We start from the raw sequence: 18,928 nt of genomic DNA on the forward strand, positions 1-18,928 counted from the left end.
AACCGCTAACGGGCCACATGGTATTCGCGCCCGTCGACTCGCAGATATTCAGTCGATATGCAGGCGTGAAAGTAACGATGTTTCTCGAAATCAAGGCGATTCACCAAGCGCACAGCAATTTTTGATGCAAAGACCTGTGTTGAGTGGCAAGGTGCCCTGGGGATATAGGGGAGGCGGGAGCCTGATGTACGCAAGTATGAGCCAGAAGCTAGCCAGCTATGGCCAGTGGACATACCGTGGCGCGTGGGCACTGGAGATCATAGCTTCAATCATTGGCCTTGCCACCGGCCTTGTATTGGGCGTCCAGGCCTTCGAAGCAAGTCAATCTGCGACCGCGATGGACCTCATTCTGGCCAGCGCGCCGTTCTTCATCGTCTCGATCGCAGAGCTTACGAAGATTCCGATCGCGACCCTCTTGTACAGCGCCTCCTGGTTCTGGAAGCCTTTTATCCTGGTGTTTCTCCTGCTTCTGGCCGGTATCACTTTTGAGACGGTCTTGCTGGGCTTGGAGCGCGCCGGCACCCTTCGTGAACTGCAATATGAGGAGCTGGCTGATGGGATCGACTCGCTCAACAGAGAGAGCGCGAAGCTGAATGCCTCGGATCAGGCAGCTCAGCAGACTGATCAGGTCGCGAAGGCCAGGGCGGATCTGGAAGAGGTGAGTGCGCTTGCCGACAAGGCTCGTAAGGAAATCCAGGACCGTATCGCCGACGTCGACACCGAACTCCAGGCTGCCACCGTATTAACGCCTCAGGCGGCCAGAGCACGGGAACAAGTCCACGAGAGCGAGCAGAGGCGAGCGGACTTGGTCGCCGAGCGCGACGGCAAGGTTAAGCAGGCTGTGGGGGAGTTTGAAGGGCAGAGGGACAGTTTCGTCCAGCGGATCAAAGACGCGCGAGAAGCCGGCGACGCTGCGTCCGTGAAGCACTGGGAAGACGAGATCGGAAAACTTGCCAATCCTCGCGCCAAGCTGGAGGCGAAATACGAACCGCAAATCCTCGCCATAGATCAAGAGATCGCGGCTGCCCGAGCAGAGTTCGACCGCCTGAGGGCTGAAAGCCCTGAGATGACTGCCGACCAGAAACAGGTGCTTCAGAACCGCCGAAGTGACCTCGAAAAGTCACTAGACGCCACGTCCGCGGATTGGGAGCAGCGCCTAAATCAGGCGCGGAGCACGTTGGCTTCCGCCCAATCAGCGGAGGCCTCCCAGGATAAGGTATTGGCTGCAAATCAGGCGCGGCGCGACGAAATAGCGACCCAGTTGAACGGACTCGAAAAGAAGCGCATCCCGCTTGCTCGCACAGACCAGATCAGACGCATCGCGGCTCGCTGGTATGGCGAAAAGCCGGAAGAAGTAAGCGAGGCCCAAGCAGGAAAGGTTGCGGCAATCTGGTTTGGCTCTCTCGCAGTAATTGCCGGATTGGCCGGTCCGATCACTGCCATGGTGGCGCTCGGCTTGCAGAGAATAGCAGCACAGGCCGAGGACCGCTCCGAGAGCCGACTGTCGAGACTGATTAGACGGATGCTAATAAGATGGCGCTGGCGCCGAGTTCGCACCGTCAAGGTCCCTTTTGAAGTGGTTGTCGACAGGGAGGTCGAGAAACGGGTTGAGGTTCCTGTCGAAAAGGTCGTGAAAGAAATCCTCTATGTGCCGGTTTTGACCGACGATCCGGATGCTCTTCGAAAGGCGCTGAACGAGGATTTGCCGGCCGAGGTCGCCGATCTGGTCAAGGTGTCTACAAAGGGTGGCCGCAAAAGTGCTGATCCGGCATAACACGGCGCTTCTTGAGCGCGCTGTCGATCTGGTCGTCAAACAGGCGGCCATCCCGACGCTGCAGGCAGAGGCTGCGGCGTATGACAAGATCGCCCGCGCAAACGCCTTCAGGAGGATGATGACAGGCGGTGCGATCGCCGTCGCTGCTGTTGGTATCGGTTACGGGGCGGCGCTGTTCTTCGGACGAGACCACGGACTTCCACCTGTCATAGACACGACGCAAACCGAAAAACGCGACGACAGGATACCAACGACGGAGACAGTACCCCAGCAAGGTAAGACGGAGCGCAGCAAAGCACCTGCCCCCGAAGTGTCTCCTAAACCGGAGACCACAACTCCGACGCCGGTTCCAAAACAACCCGATGTCATAACTGCGGACTTCAACAAGTTCCTCACTCGAGAAATGGACTGGCAGGGTTCGCACTGGTCGTTGGTTTCTGGCCATCATTTCAATGACGAACACGATGCGACTTGGGATCATGCCTGGTGCTACACACGCCGGCTCGTCAATGGCGTCGACGTAAACGCAGACCTGGTGAACCGGGCCTCCCCAACGGCGAGGCCTCAAGCGCCGGTTTCTCCCGCGACGACTCTCGCATCCATCGGGCTGAATGACGCATCCGCTTTAGAACTCGGATCGAAATGTGTATGGCTCGACAAAGGCACCTTTAGCGCTAGTGACTATGAAGCCCCCGCTGGCAGAGCCGAGATGGCGAATAAACTCGTTGCCCAGGATGGCTGGGACGCGATGGGCTTCGACCTCCCGAGTATGCCGCTATGGAATGTGTCATTCGACCAATGTCAGACCCAATGCGAGGGCGACAATCGTTGCTCAGCTATCACATACGACAAAAAGCATTCTGCATGTTTCATGAAAGGGGACGCGTCTATTTTGGTGAAGGATCCAGATGCCACCATGGCAGCGAAGCAGGCGGTTGCGGGTAAGCTGCAATACTCCAGTCTCGTTTTCTACAAGAACACCGTTGTGGTGGGCGACTCTTATTCAAACGTCCCTGGCGCATACGCCGATTGTGTCATGGCATGTGCGGCGGATCAGAAGTGCTTGGGCTTCAATTTCGACTCTCCGAACAAGATGTGTTCAATGCTGGATCAGGTAGACTCGCTGTCCCTGTTCAAGGGGGTGGCTTCGGGGAGCAAGACTGCAGGGAATTGACGATCATCGGCCTTAGGCGGCCTACCCGCGCAGGCGGACCTTATGTTGGCTTTTTAGGGCAGTGGCGCATCTTCCTCTTGGGGAGTGAGGGGTGTGGACAAATACCGATACGACAATCGGTCCGACCAATGGCGCAAACGGAGAGGCGCACAGCGACGGCGTGCTCGTAGGCTGGCAGGCATTCCGAAGCGGCTGGTGTTCGTGACAGTGGCGGCGATGGCCGCCTTCGTGGCGCAGTTTGTCGTTCACCACAGCGAAGGCGCACTCGACCTCAACGTATCCCACTGGATTGGGCGTACTCCGGAGCCGATCGCCGGGGTGGCTTCCGTCATCGACGGCGACACGATCGAGATCCACGGACAGCGCATCCGCTTCAACGGCATCGACGCTCCTGAGTCCGCGCAGCAGTGCGACGACGCCAAGGGCTTTCGATATCAGTGCGGCGTCAAGTCGGCCGCTGCCCTTGACAAGTTCCTGACGCTCTCCAGGCCCACTCTTTGTACGTTCGTCTCGTGGGACCGTTATGGCCGCTATGTCGGGGACTGCCACCGCGCGGACGGCAAGAGCATCGCCGGATGGCTGGTTGAGAATGGCTTGGCCCTGGATTGGCCCAAATACAGTCACGGGGCCTATGCGAGGCAGCAGGCGAAGGCAGAGGCGGCAAAAGTCGGTCTGTGGGTTGGTGCCTTTCAGGCGCCCTGGGAATGGCGCGCAGAGCATGCCGGGGGCGTTAAGCCATCCACTATCAAGCCGCTCGGGATCATCAGCCGCCCTCAGGTGGCGCAGAGCTACTCCTGCCAGCCGCGCCGAACGTGCCCGCAAATCAGTTCTTGCGATGAAGCGAACTGGTATTTGGCCAACTGCCCCTGGGGCGGCAAGCTCGACCGCGACAAGGACGGCATTCCGTGCGAGAGCCTATGCTGAGACATGTGTCGGGTCCCAGTACAAGAGGCTCTTTGACAGTCATTAAGCCTGACGAGACCGCCTTAGGCATTTCCCTCGAATATAGCTGTCCGCCGATATTCAAATCTGAATTTCAAAGTATAATGGCCGGGGTGGAGATTTTCGACCAGATGGGGCCGCACAGCGCAGATCAGATTACAATTGAGATTCCGCCGAACTTTCGCAGTTTTTTGGATGGCGCGTTAGTTCGTGTCCAAGCTCAATATCCATCCCTTAGATTTGTCGCATCGGCTGCTGGGGTTGAGGTGGCTTGCATTTCTCCTGGTGATATGGCTGACGTGCGCAAAAGCGTGCTCCATGCCGTTTATCGAGAGAAGATCTACGTTGAGACGCTGCCGCTTCGGCAAGCCTTGATCGAAGCGGTGACAGCGAAATGACAGTGTGGCCACTTAAGTTTCGCGAGCGTGGCGATGGCGAATTTCTCTTAACCGACGATGCAGGCGGGTTCTTCCTCAGCGATCAGTCATTTCTCGAACGGTATGTCGGCAACAAACTATCGGCGGACGATCATACTTTTCTCCGTGAAAGTGGCCATTCGTTCGAACGGAAAGGCGACCCCGACTGGACGGCCTTTGCCTATCGATGGGCTCGACGCCAATCAAAACAGCAGGAACTTTCTTACGTTATCCTCGTGCCTACGCTGCGCTGCAATCTGACGTGCGGCTACTGTCAAGTTTCCCGAGCGCCGGAAAATGCACAAGGTTTCGACTGGAGCGAAGAGACGCTGAACGCCGCTCTCAGGCTTATCGGAGCGATGAAGGGGCCACGGATTAAAGTCGAGTTTCAAGGCGGCGAACCTTTGCTACGTGTCGATTTGCTTGAACAGATACGCTCATTCGCACGATCGAGGTTTCCCGGCAGCCAGTTTGTGGTCTGCACCAATCTCCAACGCTTGAGCGAGCGAGAATGGGCTTACCTCGACGAAGCGGACACCTTCGTCAGCACGTCGCTAGACGGAGATCGAAATACTCATCAGCGCCAGCGCACCCATGATGATGTTACAACCGATGCGTTCTTCAAAAACCTCGCCGACGCTGTGCGTCGCCTTGGACCGGGCAAGGTATCCGCGCTTCCACGATCGACGTTGATGAGCCGCCGGATTTCGAGGAACTCGTCGGCAATTTCGAGCGCTACGGGATGCAATCGATCTATCTCAGACCGATAAACTACCAAGGGTTTGCTCGTCGCCGAAAAACCGATCCGCATTCGATAGCCAAGTGGAATGCACTTCATTCCAGCTTCATCGACTACCTCATTGATAGGAACCATCGCACTGGTGGTTACGTCGAGGAATATTATTTCAGCCAGTGCCTAAGGAGATTCCTCAGGTCGGGGGCCGACGATCATGTCGATCTCCGCAATCCCAACTTCTTCGCTTCGGACTACATAGTCATTGATCACGACGGGCAGCTTTACCCGACGGATGAAGCCAGGATGCTTTCGCGCATAGGGCGCGTCGATCTTTCGATCGGCACGGTGATGGCCGGCATCGACCAAGCCAAGATCCGGTTGCTCAATAGTGCCTCGCTCAACAACTTTGATCCGGACTGCATCCACTGCGCCTATCAGCCCTTCTGCGGGACAGACGTTGTCGACGATCTGTCGAGGGACGGGCGAATTGACATGGCCCGCATCGATACCTGGTTCTGCCAACGACACATGCACGTCTTCGACAAGGTTGTAGAGGTTATCAGTCGGCGGGATGAAGCCGCGCTTCGATTGGTCGCTAAATGGGCCCGTGTGCCATCTTGGGGGGATCATATGATCCCGGTGCATACATGATCCCGCTCCGCCTCAAGATCGATACAAACGCTGTCGATCCATATGTGGTTCGGCTGCGGTCGTACGAAGGAATGCCTGAGCAACTGAGCAACGTCAGTTCGCTGGACGCAACATTGGCAACCGCCGACGGTGAAAAGGCGCTCTTTACAGGGGCGGCAGGCAGCCTTTGCTTGTTTGGGATCGACCCATCCGAGGTGAACGGTGATGTTGTGTTTGTCGTGCCATTTCGAAAAGCGGCACATCGGCTTATTCGGGCGAACTCGCGCCACAATACGCTTTTGATCACCGAACGCTGCGACCAACTATGCGCGATGTGCTCGCAGCCGCCGAAAAAGCAGCACGTAGACATGTTTCCGTTTTTCGAGACGGCCGTGCTTCTGGCACCGGAGAGTTCAACGATCGGCCTGTCAGGCGGAGAGCCGACCCTTTTCAAATCGGAGCTGTTCGAATTCCTGCGAAAGACGATGGAGCAGCGGCGTGACATCGACTTTCACCTCCTGACCAATGCGCAGCATTTTGATCGCGACGATCTCGCAAAGCTCCGTGATTTGGATTTGAGCCGAATCCTTTGGGGGATTCCCGTCTACTCCAGCGACAGCGCGACCCACGATCATGTCGTCGGAAAGCTTGGCGCCTTCGATCAGGTCAGGAACAACCTTTCCATCCTTTGCGAGGCTGGGGCAAAAATCGAGTTACGGACTGTACTTATGAAGCCCAACGCACCTGGGCTGCTGGACCTAGCGAAGTTCGTGACGGTCGCCCTACCATTCATCGACAAATGGGCAATCATGCAGCTCGAAAATATCGGCTATGGCCGAAAGAACTGGGATTCTCTGTTTTTCGACAGTTCCCTAGGCTTCGATTTGGTGAGCAAGGCGCTGGATTTCTCGATCAGCCGTGGCATCGACACCAAGCTCTACAATTTCCCGCTGTGCACCGTCCCCGCTCACTATCGAGCATTCGCGCCATCTACGATCTCAGATTGGAAACGGGCTTACGTTGAGGATTGCGTCGATTGCAGTCTTCGCAACGAGTGCGGCGGCTTCTTCCAATGGCATCCAAAAGTGCACGGATATGGAAGGTTTGGTGTCGCATGAAAAAACGGTTCTTCGCGATCCCATCCTTGATCGCAGCGGGGTTTATGCCGATAGAAAGTGTCGCGATGCCGCTCGCACCAACTAGCGATGGCGGCAAGACAAAATCGCTTTTTGATATCTTCAAACTGGATCACAAATACACGTTAGCTGGCCATAGCTCGCACAGCAGCCATAGCTCGCACAGCAGCCACCGATCTTCATCCGGAGGCACTTACTATCCGCCGCCGGCAGATTCAGCACCCGTCTATCAGGCACCTGCACCTCCCTATCAACCACCCATAGCGGCGCCGGCACCCGCTCCTCTTGCGACGCTTCCTGGAAATGCCAACAGGTTCAAAGAAATCGTTTTCCAAGTTCAATTCGCGATGCTTGCGTTCGGCTACTACAATGGGGACTTGGACGGGACGATGAGCCCCGAAATGCGGGCCGGCCTATTGAGATTGCAGTCGGACTATAATCTCAAGGTCACGGGAACGATCACCCCACAAACGTTGACTGCATTAGGGATTGTGGCCAACTAAGGATTTCCGATCGCCGCGTTCTGGCGTGGAACTGCCGGAGCGTCGCAGCGATGTATGCTCGAAAGTAGACCAGCCGAGCCCCTCCCAACTGGCCTTTCCGGCGCACGTTGAGTGATGACCGCTTTCGGGAAAGCCGCAATTTGCCACAATGGCAGACATAAGGCGCTTAATCCCTAAGGGGCGTATAGTCCGCTTTGTTCACAGCTGTCATCGCCGCGGTAACATGTTGGACTACAGCATTTCCCCGGCATCTGAGTTAATATTGCGGCTGAGGGACCCGAAGTCAGCCTTGGGAGGGCTGTGTGGACATTGCCACTTGGTTGCGAGGCCTCGGCCTCCAGCAATACGAGCAGGCATTTCGCGACAACGCGATCGATGCGGAGGTCCTGCCGGAACTGACCGATGCCGACCTTGAGAAGCTCGGGATGCTCCTCGGTCATCGCAAGCGATTCCGCAAGGCGGTCGAGGGGCTGGGGCCGTGGTCAAGGCATTCCGACCCGGCCACCGAGGACATCGCGCCTCAGAGCCGCACCCGGGACCTAAGCGCGGAGCGTCGACAGCTGACCGTCATGTTCGTCGATCTCGTGGGCTCAACGGCGCTTGCGACGCGTCTGGACCCCGAGGACCTGCGTGAGACCATCGGAGCGTATCACCGTTGTGTCGCCGATATTGTCCCTCACTTCGGCGGCTTCGTCGCCAAGTATATGGGCGACGGAGTTTTGGTGTATTTCGGCTACCCGCAGGCGCGCGAGAACGCCGCCGAGCAGGCGGTGCGCGCTGGCCTTGCTCTCGTCAATGCCGTTAGGCGACTCCCAGAGCCTGAGCCATTGCGGGTTCGTATCGGCATCGGCACCGGACAGGTCGTCGTTGGCGATCTGATCACCGCCGGCGAAGGGCAAGAGCGTGGCGTCGTGGGCGAGACGCCGAACCTCGCCGCCCGGCTGCAAGCTCTTGCTGAACCCGACGCGGTCGTGATCGGGCCGCAAACGCGGCAGCTGGTCGGCGATCTTTTCGAATATCGTGATCTTGGCGCCGTCGAGGTAAAAGGCTTTCCGGAGCCGATCCATCCTTATCAAGTGGTTCGTGAGAGCGCCGTCGAAAGCCGGTTCGAGGCGCTGCATGGGACGACGCCGACGCCGCTGGTCGGGCGTGAGGAGGAGGTCGATCTGCTGCAGCGACACTGGCATCGCGCCAAAAGTGGTGAGGGTCGAGTGGTGCTGCTCTCAGGCGAGCCCGGCATCGGAAAGTCGCGCCTCACCGTCACCTTGCAGGAACGGATCCAGAATGAGCCACACACCCGATTGCGCTATTTCTGTTCGCCGCACCATCAAGACAGCGCGCTCCACCCGACCATTGCGCAGCTAGAACGTGCCGCCGGGTTGGAGCGCGACGATCCGCCTGATAGCAAGCTGGATAAGCTTGCGGCCCTTATTGCCCCGGCGTCGCCGGAGGACGCGGCACTGCTGGCCGACCTACTGTCCTTGCCGACCGAAGGCCGCTTCCCGCCTCTCCAACTGACGCCCCAGCGTAAGAAAGAGAAAACCTTCGATGCGCTGCTCCGGCAGCTCGAAGACCTGGCGCGACAAGGTCCGGTGCTGATGCTCTTCGAGGACGTCCACTGGATTGACCCGAGCTCGCGCGAGCTGCTCGACCTGGTCATCGAGCGGGTGCCGCGCCTGCCGGTGTTGCTTCTCCTCACGTTCCGCCCCGAGTTTCAACCGCCGTGGACCGGGCAGGCGCACGTCACCGTTCTGGTCCTCAATCGACTCGACCGTCGTGAAGGCGCCGCGCTGGTCCAGCGGGTCGTTGGCAGCGGGGAGCTGCCGAGCGACGTTGTCGCGGAGATCATCGAGCGCACGGATGGGGTGCCACTGTTCGTCGAGGAACTGACCAAGGCGGTGTTGGAGAGCGGCAACGCCAAAACAGTGCTCTCAAAAGCTGCCGCGACGGCGTTGAACGTTCCCGCGACGCTGCATGCCTCGTTGATGGCGCGGCTCGATCGCCTCGGCTCAGCCGTTAAGCAGGTCGCACAGGTTGGCGCGGTTCTCGGTCGGGAGTTCTCCTATGAATTGCTGGCAGCGGTCGCACAGGGAAATGCCGTTGAGCTAGATGGCGCACTGGATCAACTCGTCGGCGCCGGTCTGGTGTTCTGCCGCGGGACGCGGCCACTGGCCACTTACCTGTTCAAGCATGCGCTCGTTCAGGACGCAGCCTATGGCACGCTGCTGCGCGCTAACCGCCAGGAGCTACATAAGCGCGTCGCAGATGTGTTGGAGGAAAAGTGGACCGAAATCACTGAAGCGCAACCCGAGCTCCTCGCGCACCACTTTCAGGAAGCTGGGGATTGGGCGGGCGCGCTCGATCACTGGCAAAAGGCGGGAAGGGCCGCCCTGGCCAGAGCTGCCACTCGGGAAGCCGTGTCTCACTTTGCCAGTGCTATCGACTGCAGCCGGAGACTTGGCGACGTCTCCGTCGGCGCCGAACGGATGACACGTCTCCACCTTGCGATGGCCAATGCATTGATGCAGGCTGAAGGCTATCGTTCTGAGCGCATTAGGAAGGCGCTTGAAGATGCACGTCTTGCTGCCGCGAACACTGCATCTGTCGAATTGCAATGTGACGTTGCGCTGTCACTCGCTCCATTTTTTTATGCCACTGGGCGCAATCAAGATTACTTGACCTTGGCCGAAGGGCAGCTCGCAAACTGTGCCGATCTCCTTCCAACCGCCTATCTGAGCGGTCTTTGGGCATCAAAGGGGATCGCTCATTCGAACCGGGGAGAAGAGCCGCTGGCAGCGGAGGCCTTGCGCAAGGCCCTTGATCTGATTGATCCGGTTGACCCAAGTCGTCGTATTTTGTTCGCCGGTGCGGATCAACCCCGTTTGTCTGCCCAGGCATATCTCAGCGGATCGCTGACGATATTGGGTTTCTTTGATGCTGCAGTCGAAGAGAAAGAGCGCCTGATGCTAAATTTTGATCAGATCGATAAGCCCTTCGAAGTCGCGTGGCGTCTTCTCGGGCATTGCGAATTGTGCGCGCTACTTGGTCAATACGAGGAACTCCTTGAGAGCGCTACGAAGATCGTCGAGATTTGCGAACTGCATGGCTACACGGCGCGTCGAAGTAGCGGTATCAGGTGGCGTGGTCATGCCCGCTCGCATTTAGGCGAACTTTATGCCGGCATCGATGATGTCCGGGAGAGCGTGGTTCTTTGGCGTGGGCAGGGCGTCGTATTCCATACCCCTGAGAAAACATGCGAACTTTGTGATCTTCTCCTGCGGGCCGGTCGCATCGAAGAGGCATCGCAAATGCTTGATAATGTCGATACCCTCGTTTTCGATACGGACGAGGCGAGCTACCTGGCAGAATGTATTCGCCTTCGTGGCCAAATCGCCGCGGGCAGAGATGACCTGACAGGTGCCGCGCACCTATTCGAAACAGCAATTGCTACTGCCCGTCGGCAGCAAGCGAGACTCTTCGAGCTTCGCGCCACAACGCAGCTAGCACAAGTTCTGGCACGTCAAGGTCGTCTCCATGAGGCCGCGACGCGTCTGGAAGCGGTGGTCCACACATTTAACACTAGGTATCCAATCGTCGACCTCATCGCCGCACAAAGGGCGCTGGATGCGCTGAGCCGTTGAGGTCGCACCATCTGAGTCGGTTGCGACAACGTAGTTTGCATCGATGTGATGCAAGCTTGGCTCGTTGCACGCCCGAGACTCGTGTTCGTTCGTTTGGACTGGAATGTAACGGAATGGTTGAGATGAGACGTTCACGCTTGTTCCCGCGTAGGTCCGAACATGGCTCAAGCGCGACCTTCAGTATGGTCAGCTGCGATGTCTGCTTTCGGGCGGACGCGAAATCCTCGGCTGCGGCCGCCATTGGGCGCTAAGCGGACAATCGCTTAATCCCAGCCCTGCTAAATCGAGCCGGCCATTCGCAGGCTGCAGGCGGGAGGCCATACTTCGGAAAGCCATCTGCGGCCGCGACGGGCATTTGTGACCGTCCTTGACCACACATTTCAACTCCAGAGCGGCGCCATCAAAGCTTCAGCTTCGCCCTTAGCGCATCAATTCGCTTGGAGGCCTCTGCTTTGCTGAAATCTTCGGCGTAATTTTGTCGTCGTCCGCCTGTTCGCACAATGTTTTGAGGTAGGAAGCCTGCGACGGAGTCATTGGCTCGTCACCAGTCGTCCACTCGTCAGGATCCTTCTTGATCTCGTCGCTTTTTGCACGGTCTGAGGCTTGCATTTCGTTCTCCTCATTCGGAACGACAGAACGCGTTTGATCTGCTTTTGTTCCTGTTCTAAGCCGCCGTATGCATTTGGCAGGCTAGGAACGAGGTAGGCCGCCAGGAAACATTTCTCCGGGTTTGTGATTAGGAGCGCATGGCCCGCTTCTTCTTCGATCTAACCGACAACGGAACCTCATTCCCGGACACGGAAGGCACCGACCTTCCAAGCCTAGAAGCTGCCGAAGACGAGGCGGCAAGGGCGCTGCTCGAAATAGCTCGAGACAACATGCCCGATGGCGCGTACCGCCAAGTCGTATTGCATGTTCATGACGGTACGAGCGCCCCAGTTTTTGTTGTAAAGGTCACGTTCGAGCTAATGCGCAACGGGTCTCTACCTGCCCGATCAGTCTGATTCCGTACAAGCATTTATTATTGAAAGATGGCCTTCAGCGGGCTTACAAATTCGGCTTGACCATTACTTTCAGGGGAGGCTGCGCTGGATTGCGTGAAGCCAAATGGCAATGCTCACCCTAGCGTTGAATTGGTCGAAGCCTGCGGAGAATGGCAGGTCCATGTAGTCGAAGACGGGCAGGAAAAATCCCTTTCATTCGACCTTAGGGCCTTCGCAGTCGCCTTTGCTGAAGGCCAGCGAATACGCCTGCATCTCGACAAGATCGTGCGACTGTAACGGCGATGGAGAGGCCACCAGATTTGCGCCCTTTTGGCCGCTACCAGTCCCGCCAATGGAGTGTGCTGTCCGCTGCCGCGAGGTCGACCACTGCCCAGCATAGACGTTCCATCACTCCATACGATGCCCAGGATTCCTGAGTGCGAAGAGGGAACTCTTCCAGCATCTCGAAGTTCGGGCTCGCACAGGAGAACCGAGATGCCCATCAATACAGCTGCCAACGACAATCGTCTTGCGAGCAAGAGGCCGGTCAAGGCGACCGAAGCCACGCTTAAAAATCAAATAGAAGAGGCCAGAGCGCGGCTTAGATACAAAATGGCACGGCGGGCGATGAAACTTAAGGCGAGACACTGAGATGCCGTGGTCGAGCGATGATAGGCGTAACGAGCAGGCAACAGCGGCTGCGGCACTTATTGTAGAAAAAGAAAGGGCCGAACGCGTTGCCAAAACTGCGCGGTTGAAAGAAGCCCGTCTGGCACAGGAACCAACCGTGCCATCGCCGATGAGGCGCAACTCAAAAGCTACGAAGAAGGTGCGCCGGATTTTTGTGGCAGGCTAGGAGGTGCATGACTCGCAATCACAACCGCCCAGCAGGAGCGCAGGTGGCTGCCTGTTGGCAGGCCCAACGATGCCTATGGCGGCTTCACGCGCTCGCACGACCTAGAATGAAACGGGGTAACCTCAAAGCCCGCTCAGCTTCTTCTGAAGGGTGATGCTCAAGCTAAGCAGCCGTTCACCAGTCTCGTCCCTGACAAAGATCGCTAATTGCTGGCCATCGAGGTCCTTAAGGAATTGTCGCGCCAAATCTCTGAGCCCCTCCATGCCCTCTCGGCATGCTGCCTCTATCCCATCACATTCGATCCCCTCATCATCTTTCATGACCTCGTCGCGGACACTGCTGTCAAAGAAATATCTCGCCATGGAACACCTCTATTACCACAACGCTTCAGCGGCCCTTTGGTGCAGATAGGTGCCATCAAAATCCCCGGCGCGAACGAGCCCAGCCCAGTCGGTTGCATGAAAACGCGAGCCCACGGTGGATATCAGACCGTCGCGTCTAAGATCCTGAAGGATTCGGTTGACGTGCACGGTGGAAAGGCCAAGCGCATCGCCAAGCGCAGCCTGCGTTATCGGAAGGCGGGCCACATGATCTTCGATGCGGCCGACGGCGCGGAGGCGGACAATGAGCTCGCACAAAATGTGAGCCATGCGAGCATAGCCGTCGCGCCTTCCGACGTTGGTGACCCACTCTCGATAGATCGCCGCGTCAACTACTGTCGAGCGCCAAAGGACGGTCGTTATCGAAGGATGCTGGTCGCAAATAGCGCGAAGAGCGTCATGCCTCATGAAGCCCAACCGAGAGGCCATCAGAGGCGTAAAACTGCAATCCATGACGGACAGGTGCAGTCCATGAAGGTCGGGAATGTCGCCGGGAACAAAAAAGGAGGTGATTTGGCGTTTGCCGTCGCCTGTCATTTTTGTCGACCCTATCAAGCCGTCCAGAACAACAAACGAAAGCGTCGGACGGTCGTCCTCGCGCAGAATGTCTGCGTTGGCCTGATATTCCCTCTCCTGAATTGCCACGTTTCCCAAGATCGCAGTGTCTGATGGTCCGAGGTCAGAGATCGTCTGGAGCTTGCGGATCAAAATGTTTGAGGAGGGAATTTTTGTCATCAAGAACCTAAATGGGTTGGTGCCCAACTTACAGTGGGCACTAATGTTCCCCCGCTGCCCAGCCCGAAGAGAGGACGGCCAGTGGTCGGCATTACGACCCTGACGGGAGCTGGACGGTGTTCGACGTGTTTACCGCGGCAGCCAGCGGATGCATGGGGGGCAGCGGCAGAATACCTTGATCAGGGGTACGCCGAGGATTTGGCAGCCCTCCTGAATTCAGAAGACCTCAAGCGTCGTTTGTCGCAAGGGAGAGTCGTCTGACGGCAGATACCGACAGGTCCCTGTTGTCGGCGCGGGTCAGTTCCGGCTGCCAGTAGATATTCCGGTTCAGTACCTATGCATCCGGGAATGGGGCACCGAGCGCAAACGTGCCGTGGCCACTCTGTATTTTTAGGCAGACTCGAGGTGCGTGACTATCATAGGTGATTGTGCCTGCGGGTGACGCTGCGTAATGACAGCTCACAGTAGCTTCCGAGAGAGGACCATATGTTGTATCCGGGTCGATTTTTGGGGCCGAGCGATATCGTGAAGCTTGCCCACGTGTGTGAGACAGTCTGCAATGAGCGCGGCGTAGCGCTTGCTTCGCAGGACGGAGAGCGCATAGCTGCACACGTCCTCCGGCTTTTTATGAATGGCCTGACTGCGGAGAGCGAACTGCTCGACGCTGAGAGGAACTGGGCTAGGCGGCCTGACCTGTCGCGACAGGAAATTCCTGCCAACTACGCGGACATGAGGGACGCCGCGTGACTCGTACTCCTCAAATGAGGGGTAGCGGTCTCTTGTGTCGCCACCATGAGCGAAAAGGGCCGGGTCCCTTGAAGACCTTGGAGTCGAGGCCATCAGCGTCGCTGGCCTTGCCACCACAGGCGTTTGCCAGCGAAGGCTCCATCTACTGGAACCGGAGTTGTCAGTCGGTTGAGAGTAGGTGCCCGCCGCCTCTCGCGAAATGGCGGGCACTGTGTTGCCGGAGCCGCCCATGCAGTTTGGTGAGATCGTCGCGAATTTGTGCGCAACCGTTTTCCTACTGAGCCTTGCGGCAATCGTGTTCCTACTGTTCGAGAAACCGATTTGGCCGGAACGGATGGACCTCATGGTGATTGTCCTGCCTGCGGATGCAATGCAAACCGGTGCCGTCAAGACCATGCATCTGATTTGCCACACAGTGTTGATGTCAAAGTCGCTCAGCCGCGACCGGTTGGCCGCTGACGGAGATTTCCATGGTCGGTGGCAGTGAAAGCAGGAGGACGAAGCTGGATCGGCTCGCCTCGTCCGTCCCAAAGCATGAATTCGAATTTCTGATGAAGCTTGGCAAAATGATCCGAGAGGAAACGATCTGGCGCGCAACGCCGCTCGGCGAGCTTGACCGAGCCGTTGCTGCGCGGGATTTCCTAGCGCGTCAGGTCCAATGTCCGACCTTGTCAGTACGGGCAAACCCGAACGCGTTCCTGCACCCGGTGGTGATGACGCCAATGCCTCACCCACCTCACGTGGCAACGGCCATAGTGCCGATGCCGGTAGTAGTAGCGATGCGGGTAGCGGGCAACGTAGCCGGGATAGTAATCGCGATAACGGGGGCCGTAATAGCGGCCGCCATAGTCGTAAAACGGGCCGCCGCCGTAGAAGGGGCCACCGCCGAATGGGCCGATGCCGCCGAACGGACCAAAAAAGCCCATGCCGGGGCCGAAGAACTGCGCATCCGCAGGCATGACCGTGACTGCGGCCGAGGCGACGGCAATCACCGAAGCAAGTAGCAGGTTTCTCATAGCAACCTCCCAGAGAGCCGATCACCCAGTAAACCTCCGCAGGGGCCGTATGTTCCCAATCGCTAATATTCTCTGCGCGCCATCTGCAAGTAACCTTCGTCAGGAGAGCATGCTTTGAACCACTCCGCTGGCTTCATAACGCCCGTCGCTCCAGGAACCCGACTCAGCCGTTACGCCTCTGTCTTCGAGCATTTTAGACGATTGCATCCTGACCCTTGTTTGTCGGGAATGACAAAGAGGCAGGCTTGCCACTGGCCGTGATGCCACCTGAGCGAAGTCCGAAGCTGTTCAAAGCGGGGCCGCTCCGGGCCGCTCCGGGTTCACCGTCGCAGAACCCGAAGGGATGATGCCCGGCTTGCCTCGATGGCGGCTTGGGATTCGGCTCTTCAGCCGAGGCGTCTGAAGAATGTCCGACCTGCAACATCCTTAGCAATTGGGACCGAAAGTCCGATGTCGCCGTATCCATTGGTCCCAGCGCGCAACAAAACACCCGCCGAGCGCATTTGCCATACGGACTGGCGACCATGAGTCCCTTCGTCGTCAGTTTGGTCACGAACACCCGCCGCATCGGCGGCGGGTGTCCATTTGCCACGGAGCGAGCGGTGCAGATCGGCGAAATTATCCCAAACCTATCAGCCGCCGTTCTGTTGATATGCGTGATCGCAGTCATATTCCTCGCAGCCGGAAAGCCGCTATGGCCAATTCGCGAGGCCAAGATGGTCATAGTGCTGCCACCGGACGCAATCGCGACGGCTTCCATCAGCGCGCCGACGCATCCCCCTCTGCCCGATAGAGTCGATACCAGAATCGTGCAACCCAGACCCCGACAGCACTGATTGCTGTAGGCTTGGCTTGCGGGGTTCTTCTCTTTCGACGTCGGAGTTGATTCACGGTCTCCCCAAAAATTCAAAGGCATTTCGTCGGCGAAGAGCAGAATGCCTGTCGCGTCGCCTGACAGGGAACAAACCTGAATCTGGAGAGTTAATAGAGCCATTTCAGCGGGCGACAACCCAAATGCGGCCGCCGTTTTGGCTGGCAGGAGCACCACTGCGTGTTTCCGGTCGACCTGCTCGCGGTCAGCCGGAAGTTGGTTGACGAGGGCGTGCCCCCGACATCGTACCACCGGGTAGGCTTTCGTGATCGGGACCTGCATTTCGCCTTTGGCGTGATTGCGAAACACGGCGACCGCAGCGATCTTGGCAGGCTGCGGCGTGTAACTGCAGATCACCCGTTTGCACAAAAGGCCGTTGAGGTCATCCGCGCAATCGAGACATCTGCAGCCGCCGCCAGCGGATAGAGGCTATGGCCGAGCCAGGCGGAGTCTGCATCTTCGGAACCGCATTCGATCATGCCGTCCACAAGGTGGATGTCGGCTTTGCCAGTCTTGGCGAACAGCGCCTCAAGAACATCGCCGATCGGGTTCGCGCGTATCGGCTTCTGCTGGATCCCGCAGCCTCGGGCAAGGTCGTAGCTGAGCGCCTGCTGCGCGCTGCGGCCCACGATGCGCAACAGCGCTTCGTCTGTTGTACCAACAAGGTCGGCGCGAACATGGTGCCGGCGCTGTTCGATCCCGCCGAGATCGCGGGCCGGCGACTTAGCGGCGTTCGCATCTACTATTCGCGCCGCACCGGCCCGGTGAAGCGCAGCCACGTCACAAAGCACCGGGAAAGGCTCCATGGCATAGTTGACCTCACGGGTGTGCCCGAACCGCAGTTGCATGCGAAGTTTCTTGCCTGGGATACCGACCATGTCGTCGTCAGCAGTCTCAACTGGGGGTCCCAGTCTGGACTCGAGGACAACCCGCTCGATGAAATCGGCCTCTATCTGGAGGGGCCAAGCCTGGCGACGTCGTTGCTCGACAACTTCGAGCGCGAACTCGAATGAGATGGCCGCGGCGATCCGTTATTTCAGGCGTGCCGTATCCTCGCAGTTGGGGAACTGGCTGCAGCCCAGAAAACGGCGATTGGCGGTTCCGGTCCGCTCGACCAAGTGACCGGCCCGGCACGCCGGACACTGGCGCAGAAGGTCGCCGGCGACAGTCTCGAAGCGGAGGTTGTCACCAGCAATCTCGGAGAGCTCTCGGATGTATCGGGATGGTTCCCGGGCGTTCCCCATGGTGGAAGCTTGCGGATTTGGCTATCACGGCCGAACTTCGGGGCATCCTGTTCCGTCGCTGCGCCACTCAGGCGGCACCAACCTGGTGGTCTTTCCGGCCAATCGTTCAGCTGAGGGCATGACTCGGCAACGCCCGATCAAAATACCTGGTCCTCAACACTATTGCCGTAGGCATCTTCCTCTTCGGCGCCCCTCTCCCCAACAAGCCCCACCGGAATATCTCCCGCCAGTAGCTTTTCCTTCGACAGCAGCCCGGCGTCCTCGAGCGCCTCGAAATCCGGCAGCTGGCGCAGCGTGTCGAACCCGAACTGCGACAGAAAATTTTTGGTCGTCACATAGGTATAAGGCGCCCCCGGCTGCGGGCTGCGCGGCCCCGAGGCGATGAGCGCCTGCGCGCGCAGCACGCCGATCAGGTCGCGCGACACCTCCTTGCCGAAGAAGCCTGACAGCTCGCCACGGGTGATCGGCTGGAAGTAGGCAATGCACATCAAAACCAGCGCCTCCGCCTGCGACAGTTCTTTTGCCCCCTCGCCCGCTGCCGTGCCGAATGCGGCGCGGATGGCGTCGCCAAAAACCTTTTTGGTCCGATGCTGCCAGCCGCCGGCGACCGCGACCAGCTCATAGGGGCGGCCGGCGAGCTCGGCGCGGATGTCGTCGATGATCAGCTCGATATTGCAGTTTTCTCCCACCACCCGCGCGAGGGCACTACGTGTCACCGGTTCGCTGGCGGAAAAAATCACCGCTTCGACGCGGCCCATCCACTCGCGCCAGCGAAGCTCGGCCGGCAGATGTTCCAGTTCGGTATCCAGCAAAGCCGGCTGAGCGTTTGGCTTCCGGCGGGCAGACGCTTCGCTCATCCCTACAACCCAAACAGCCGAAAAGTGGTGCGGCCGGAAAGCTCGCGCACGGCCTCCAGTTGCTGCAGCCGATCGAACAAGCGTCGCGCCGCAAAGCGGGACAGGTTTTTGGTCGTCAGCGAGCCCGAGACGGCGTCTTCGTTGAGCAACAAAAAGATCACCTCGCCGGCGCCCTTGGCGCGCAATTTTGGTGCGGTGGCGATGAGCCTTTCGGCACGACGCGACAGCTCGGCGGCCAGCCGGCAGGCCTCCGCCGCGGCTTGAACCACCGCCAGGCAAACCGCCCG

Annotated in this window: 20 protein-coding genes and 1 pseudogene; 14 read left to right on the forward strand and 7 right to left on the reverse strand. The window is 58.4% G+C overall.

Annotation, left to right across the window (positions count from 1 at the left end; all coding sequences use genetic code 11):
* Positions 1-184 precede the first annotated feature (184 nt).
* The 9 genes from X741_RS138015 (at position 185) to X741_RS137995 (ending at position 10,952) form a co-directional block, all read left to right on the forward strand.
* Positions 185-1,774 carry a hypothetical protein gene (locus tag X741_RS138015; protein WP_031250672.1) on the forward strand — a complete coding sequence of 530 codons (1,590 nt, stop codon included), beginning with the start codon at positions 185-187 and terminating at the stop codon, positions 1,772-1,774.
* Positions 1,746-2,948 carry a PAN domain-containing protein gene (locus tag X741_RS138010; RefSeq protein WP_156934581.1) on the forward strand — a complete coding sequence of 401 codons (1,203 nt, stop codon included), beginning with the start codon at positions 1,746-1,748 and terminating at the stop codon, positions 2,946-2,948. The genes X741_RS138015 and X741_RS138010 overlap by 29 nt, the downstream gene beginning before the upstream one ends.
* Positions 2,949-3,143: 195 nt before the next feature.
* Positions 3,144-3,872: a thermonuclease family protein gene (locus tag X741_RS01000000167275; RefSeq protein ID WP_224690336.1), complete on the forward strand. Its 729-nt coding sequence runs from the start codon at positions 3,144-3,146 to the stop codon at positions 3,870-3,872.
* A 32-nt stretch (positions 3,873-3,904) separates the two neighbouring features.
* Positions 3,905-4,288: a hypothetical protein gene (locus X741_RS138005; protein WP_156937965.1), complete on the forward strand. Its 384-nt coding sequence runs from the start codon at positions 3,905-3,907 to the stop codon at positions 4,286-4,288.
* Positions 4,285-5,076, forward strand: coding sequence for a radical SAM protein (locus tag X741_RS1000000171270; protein ID WP_245272805.1), 792 nt, complete (start codon positions 4,285-4,287; stop codon positions 5,074-5,076). Before X741_RS138005 ends, X741_RS1000000171270 begins: the two co-directional genes overlap by 4 nt.
* Complete coding sequence (locus tag X741_RS1000000171275; protein ID WP_023780680.1) at positions 5,049-5,693, forward strand: hypothetical protein; 645 nt, start codon at positions 5,049-5,051, stop codon at positions 5,691-5,693. Before X741_RS1000000171270 ends, X741_RS1000000171275 begins: the two co-directional genes overlap by 28 nt.
* Positions 5,690-6,790: a His-Xaa-Ser system radical SAM maturase HxsC gene (gene hxsC / locus X741_RS138000; protein WP_023769417.1), complete on the forward strand. Its 1,101-nt coding sequence runs from the start codon at positions 5,690-5,692 to the stop codon at positions 6,788-6,790. The genes X741_RS1000000171275 and hxsC overlap by 4 nt, the downstream gene beginning before the upstream one ends.
* Positions 6,787-7,311, forward strand: a complete 525-nt coding sequence (gene hxsA, locus X741_RS0136125) for a His-Xaa-Ser repeat protein HxsA (RefSeq protein ID WP_031250674.1) — start codon at positions 6,787-6,789, stop codon at positions 7,309-7,311. Before hxsC ends, hxsA begins: the two co-directional genes overlap by 4 nt.
* 302 nt (positions 7,312-7,613) lie before the next feature.
* Positions 7,614-10,952 carry an AAA family ATPase gene (locus tag X741_RS137995; protein ID WP_031250676.1) on the forward strand — a complete coding sequence of 1,113 codons (3,339 nt, stop codon included), beginning with the start codon at positions 7,614-7,616 and terminating at the stop codon, positions 10,950-10,952.
* A gap of 420 nt (positions 10,953-11,372) precedes the next feature.
* Here X741_RS137995 and X741_RS01600 read toward each other — a convergent pair whose 3' ends face one another.
* Entirely contained in the window at positions 11,373-11,561 is a 189-nt protein-coding gene (locus X741_RS01600; RefSeq protein ID WP_023780682.1) for a DUF3072 domain-containing protein, read from the reverse strand.
* A gap of 137 nt (positions 11,562-11,698) precedes the next feature.
* On the opposite strand from X741_RS01600, the gene X741_RS137990 reads away from it, so the two are divergent.
* Both X741_RS137990 and X741_RS1000000170165 read left to right on the forward strand, forming a co-directional pair.
* The gene (locus tag X741_RS137990; RefSeq protein WP_023769209.1) at positions 11,699-11,956 is read left to right on the forward strand and encodes a hypothetical protein; all 258 of its coding nucleotides are present in this window, start codon (positions 11,699-11,701) and stop codon (positions 11,954-11,956) included.
* A 474-nt stretch (positions 11,957-12,430) separates the two neighbouring features.
* A complete protein-coding gene (locus X741_RS1000000170165) occupies positions 12,431-12,586 on the forward strand; it encodes a hypothetical protein (protein ID WP_156934569.1) in 156 nt (51 codons plus the stop codon).
* 327 nt (positions 12,587-12,913) lie between these two features.
* Here X741_RS1000000170165 and X741_RS137985 read toward each other — a convergent pair whose 3' ends face one another.
* Complete coding sequence (locus X741_RS137985) at positions 12,914-13,153, reverse strand: hypothetical protein (RefSeq protein WP_023780684.1); 240 nt, start codon at positions 13,151-13,153, stop codon at positions 12,914-12,916.
* Positions 13,154-13,165: 12 nt separating this feature from the next.
* Positions 13,166-13,906 (reverse strand): Crp/Fnr family transcriptional regulator, encoded by a 741-nt coding sequence (locus X741_RS137980; protein ID WP_023780685.1) that lies wholly within the window; start codon positions 13,904-13,906, stop codon positions 13,166-13,168.
* Positions 13,907-14,882: 976 nt separating this feature from the next.
* Between X741_RS137980 and X741_RS137970 the strand changes: the two genes are divergently transcribed.
* Complete coding sequence (locus tag X741_RS137970; protein ID WP_156937966.1) at positions 14,883-15,140, forward strand: hypothetical protein; 258 nt, start codon at positions 14,883-14,885, stop codon at positions 15,138-15,140.
* Between the two features lie 184 nt (positions 15,141-15,324).
* On the opposite strand, the gene X741_RS1000000169265 is transcribed toward X741_RS137970, so the two are convergent.
* Positions 15,325-15,669 carry a hypothetical protein gene (locus X741_RS1000000169265; protein WP_023769203.1) on the reverse strand — a complete coding sequence of 115 codons (345 nt, stop codon included), beginning with the start codon at positions 15,667-15,669 and terminating at the stop codon, positions 15,325-15,327.
* A 1,051-nt stretch (positions 15,670-16,720) separates the two neighbouring features.
* Between X741_RS1000000169265 and X741_RS1000000169275 the strand changes: the two genes are divergently transcribed.
* Together X741_RS1000000169275 and X741_RS137955 are read left to right on the forward strand one after the other, a co-directional pair.
* Complete coding sequence (locus X741_RS1000000169275; RefSeq protein ID WP_084018944.1) at positions 16,721-16,966, forward strand: hypothetical protein; 246 nt, start codon at positions 16,721-16,723, stop codon at positions 16,964-16,966.
* Positions 16,960-17,553: pseudogene (locus X741_RS137955) on the forward strand (hypothetical protein); the annotation flags it as partial. The gene X741_RS1000000169275 and the pseudogene X741_RS137955, both read left to right, overlap by 7 nt.
* Positions 17,554-17,571: 18 nt before the next feature.
* Here X741_RS137955 and X741_RS137950 read toward each other — a convergent pair.
* The 3 genes from X741_RS137950 to X741_RS0136145 form a co-directional block, all read right to left on the reverse strand.
* Positions 17,572-17,784 (reverse strand): topoisomerase DNA-binding C4 zinc finger domain-containing protein, encoded by a 213-nt coding sequence (locus X741_RS137950; RefSeq protein ID WP_023780691.1) that lies wholly within the window; start codon positions 17,782-17,784, stop codon positions 17,572-17,574.
* A gap of 137 nt (positions 17,785-17,921) precedes the next feature.
* Positions 17,922-18,641 carry an SMC-Scp complex subunit ScpB gene (locus X741_RS137945; RefSeq protein ID WP_023780692.1) on the reverse strand — a complete coding sequence of 240 codons (720 nt, stop codon included), beginning with the start codon at positions 18,639-18,641 and terminating at the stop codon, positions 17,922-17,924.
* A gap of 2 nt (positions 18,642-18,643) precedes the next feature.
* Positions 18,644-18,928: DUF1403 family protein (locus X741_RS0136145; RefSeq protein ID WP_156937967.1), on the reverse strand; the 285-nt coding region annotated here is incomplete at its 5' end.

The organism is Mesorhizobium sp. LNHC221B00, from assembly GCF_000502935.1.
Taxonomy (GTDB): domain Bacteria; phylum Pseudomonadota; class Alphaproteobacteria; order Rhizobiales; family Rhizobiaceae; genus Mesorhizobium; species Mesorhizobium opportunistum.

Excerpts from the sequence above, each read along its gene's own strand:
- hxsC (WP_023769417.1), top strand. The coding sequence starts at position 5,690 with ATGATCCCGCTCCGCCTCAAGATCGATACAAACGCTGTCGATCCATAT.
- X741_RS138015 (WP_031250672.1), top strand. The coding sequence starts at position 185 with ATGTACGCAAGTATGAGCCAGAAGCTAGCCAGCTATGGCCAGTGGACA.
- X741_RS137990 (WP_023769209.1), top strand. The coding sequence starts at position 11,699 with ATGGCCCGCTTCTTCTTCGATCTAACCGACAACGGAACCTCATTCCCG.
- X741_RS137950 (WP_023780691.1), bottom strand. The coding sequence starts at position 17,784 with ATGGGGAACGCCCGGGAACCATCCCGATACATCCGAGAGCTCTCCGAG.
- X741_RS137980 (WP_023780685.1), bottom strand. The coding sequence starts at position 13,906 with ATGACAAAAATTCCCTCCTCAAACATTTTGATCCGCAAGCTCCAGACG.
- X741_RS01600 (WP_023780682.1), bottom strand. The coding sequence starts at position 11,561 with ATGCAAGCCTCAGACCGTGCAAAAAGCGACGAGATCAAGAAGGATCCT.
- X741_RS137985 (WP_023780684.1), bottom strand. The coding sequence starts at position 13,153 with ATGGCGAGATATTTCTTTGACAGCAGTGTCCGCGACGAGGTCATGAAA.
- X741_RS1000000171270 (WP_245272805.1), top strand. The coding sequence starts at position 4,285 with ATGACAGTGTGGCCACTTAAGTTTCGCGAGCGTGGCGATGGCGAATTT.
- X741_RS1000000170165 (WP_156934569.1), top strand. The coding sequence starts at position 12,431 with ATGCCCATCAATACAGCTGCCAACGACAATCGTCTTGCGAGCAAGAGG.
- X741_RS1000000171275 (WP_023780680.1), top strand. The coding sequence starts at position 5,049 with ATGCAATCGATCTATCTCAGACCGATAAACTACCAAGGGTTTGCTCGT.
- X741_RS137945 (WP_023780692.1), bottom strand. The coding sequence starts at position 18,641 with ATGAGCGAAGCGTCTGCCCGCCGGAAGCCAAACGCTCAGCCGGCTTTG.
- hxsA (WP_031250674.1), top strand. The coding sequence starts at position 6,787 with ATGAAAAAACGGTTCTTCGCGATCCCATCCTTGATCGCAGCGGGGTTT.
- X741_RS1000000169265 (WP_023769203.1), bottom strand. The coding sequence starts at position 15,669 with ATGAGAAACCTGCTACTTGCTTCGGTGATTGCCGTCGCCTCGGCCGCA.
- X741_RS137970 (WP_156937966.1), top strand. The coding sequence starts at position 14,883 with ATGCAGTTTGGTGAGATCGTCGCGAATTTGTGCGCAACCGTTTTCCTA.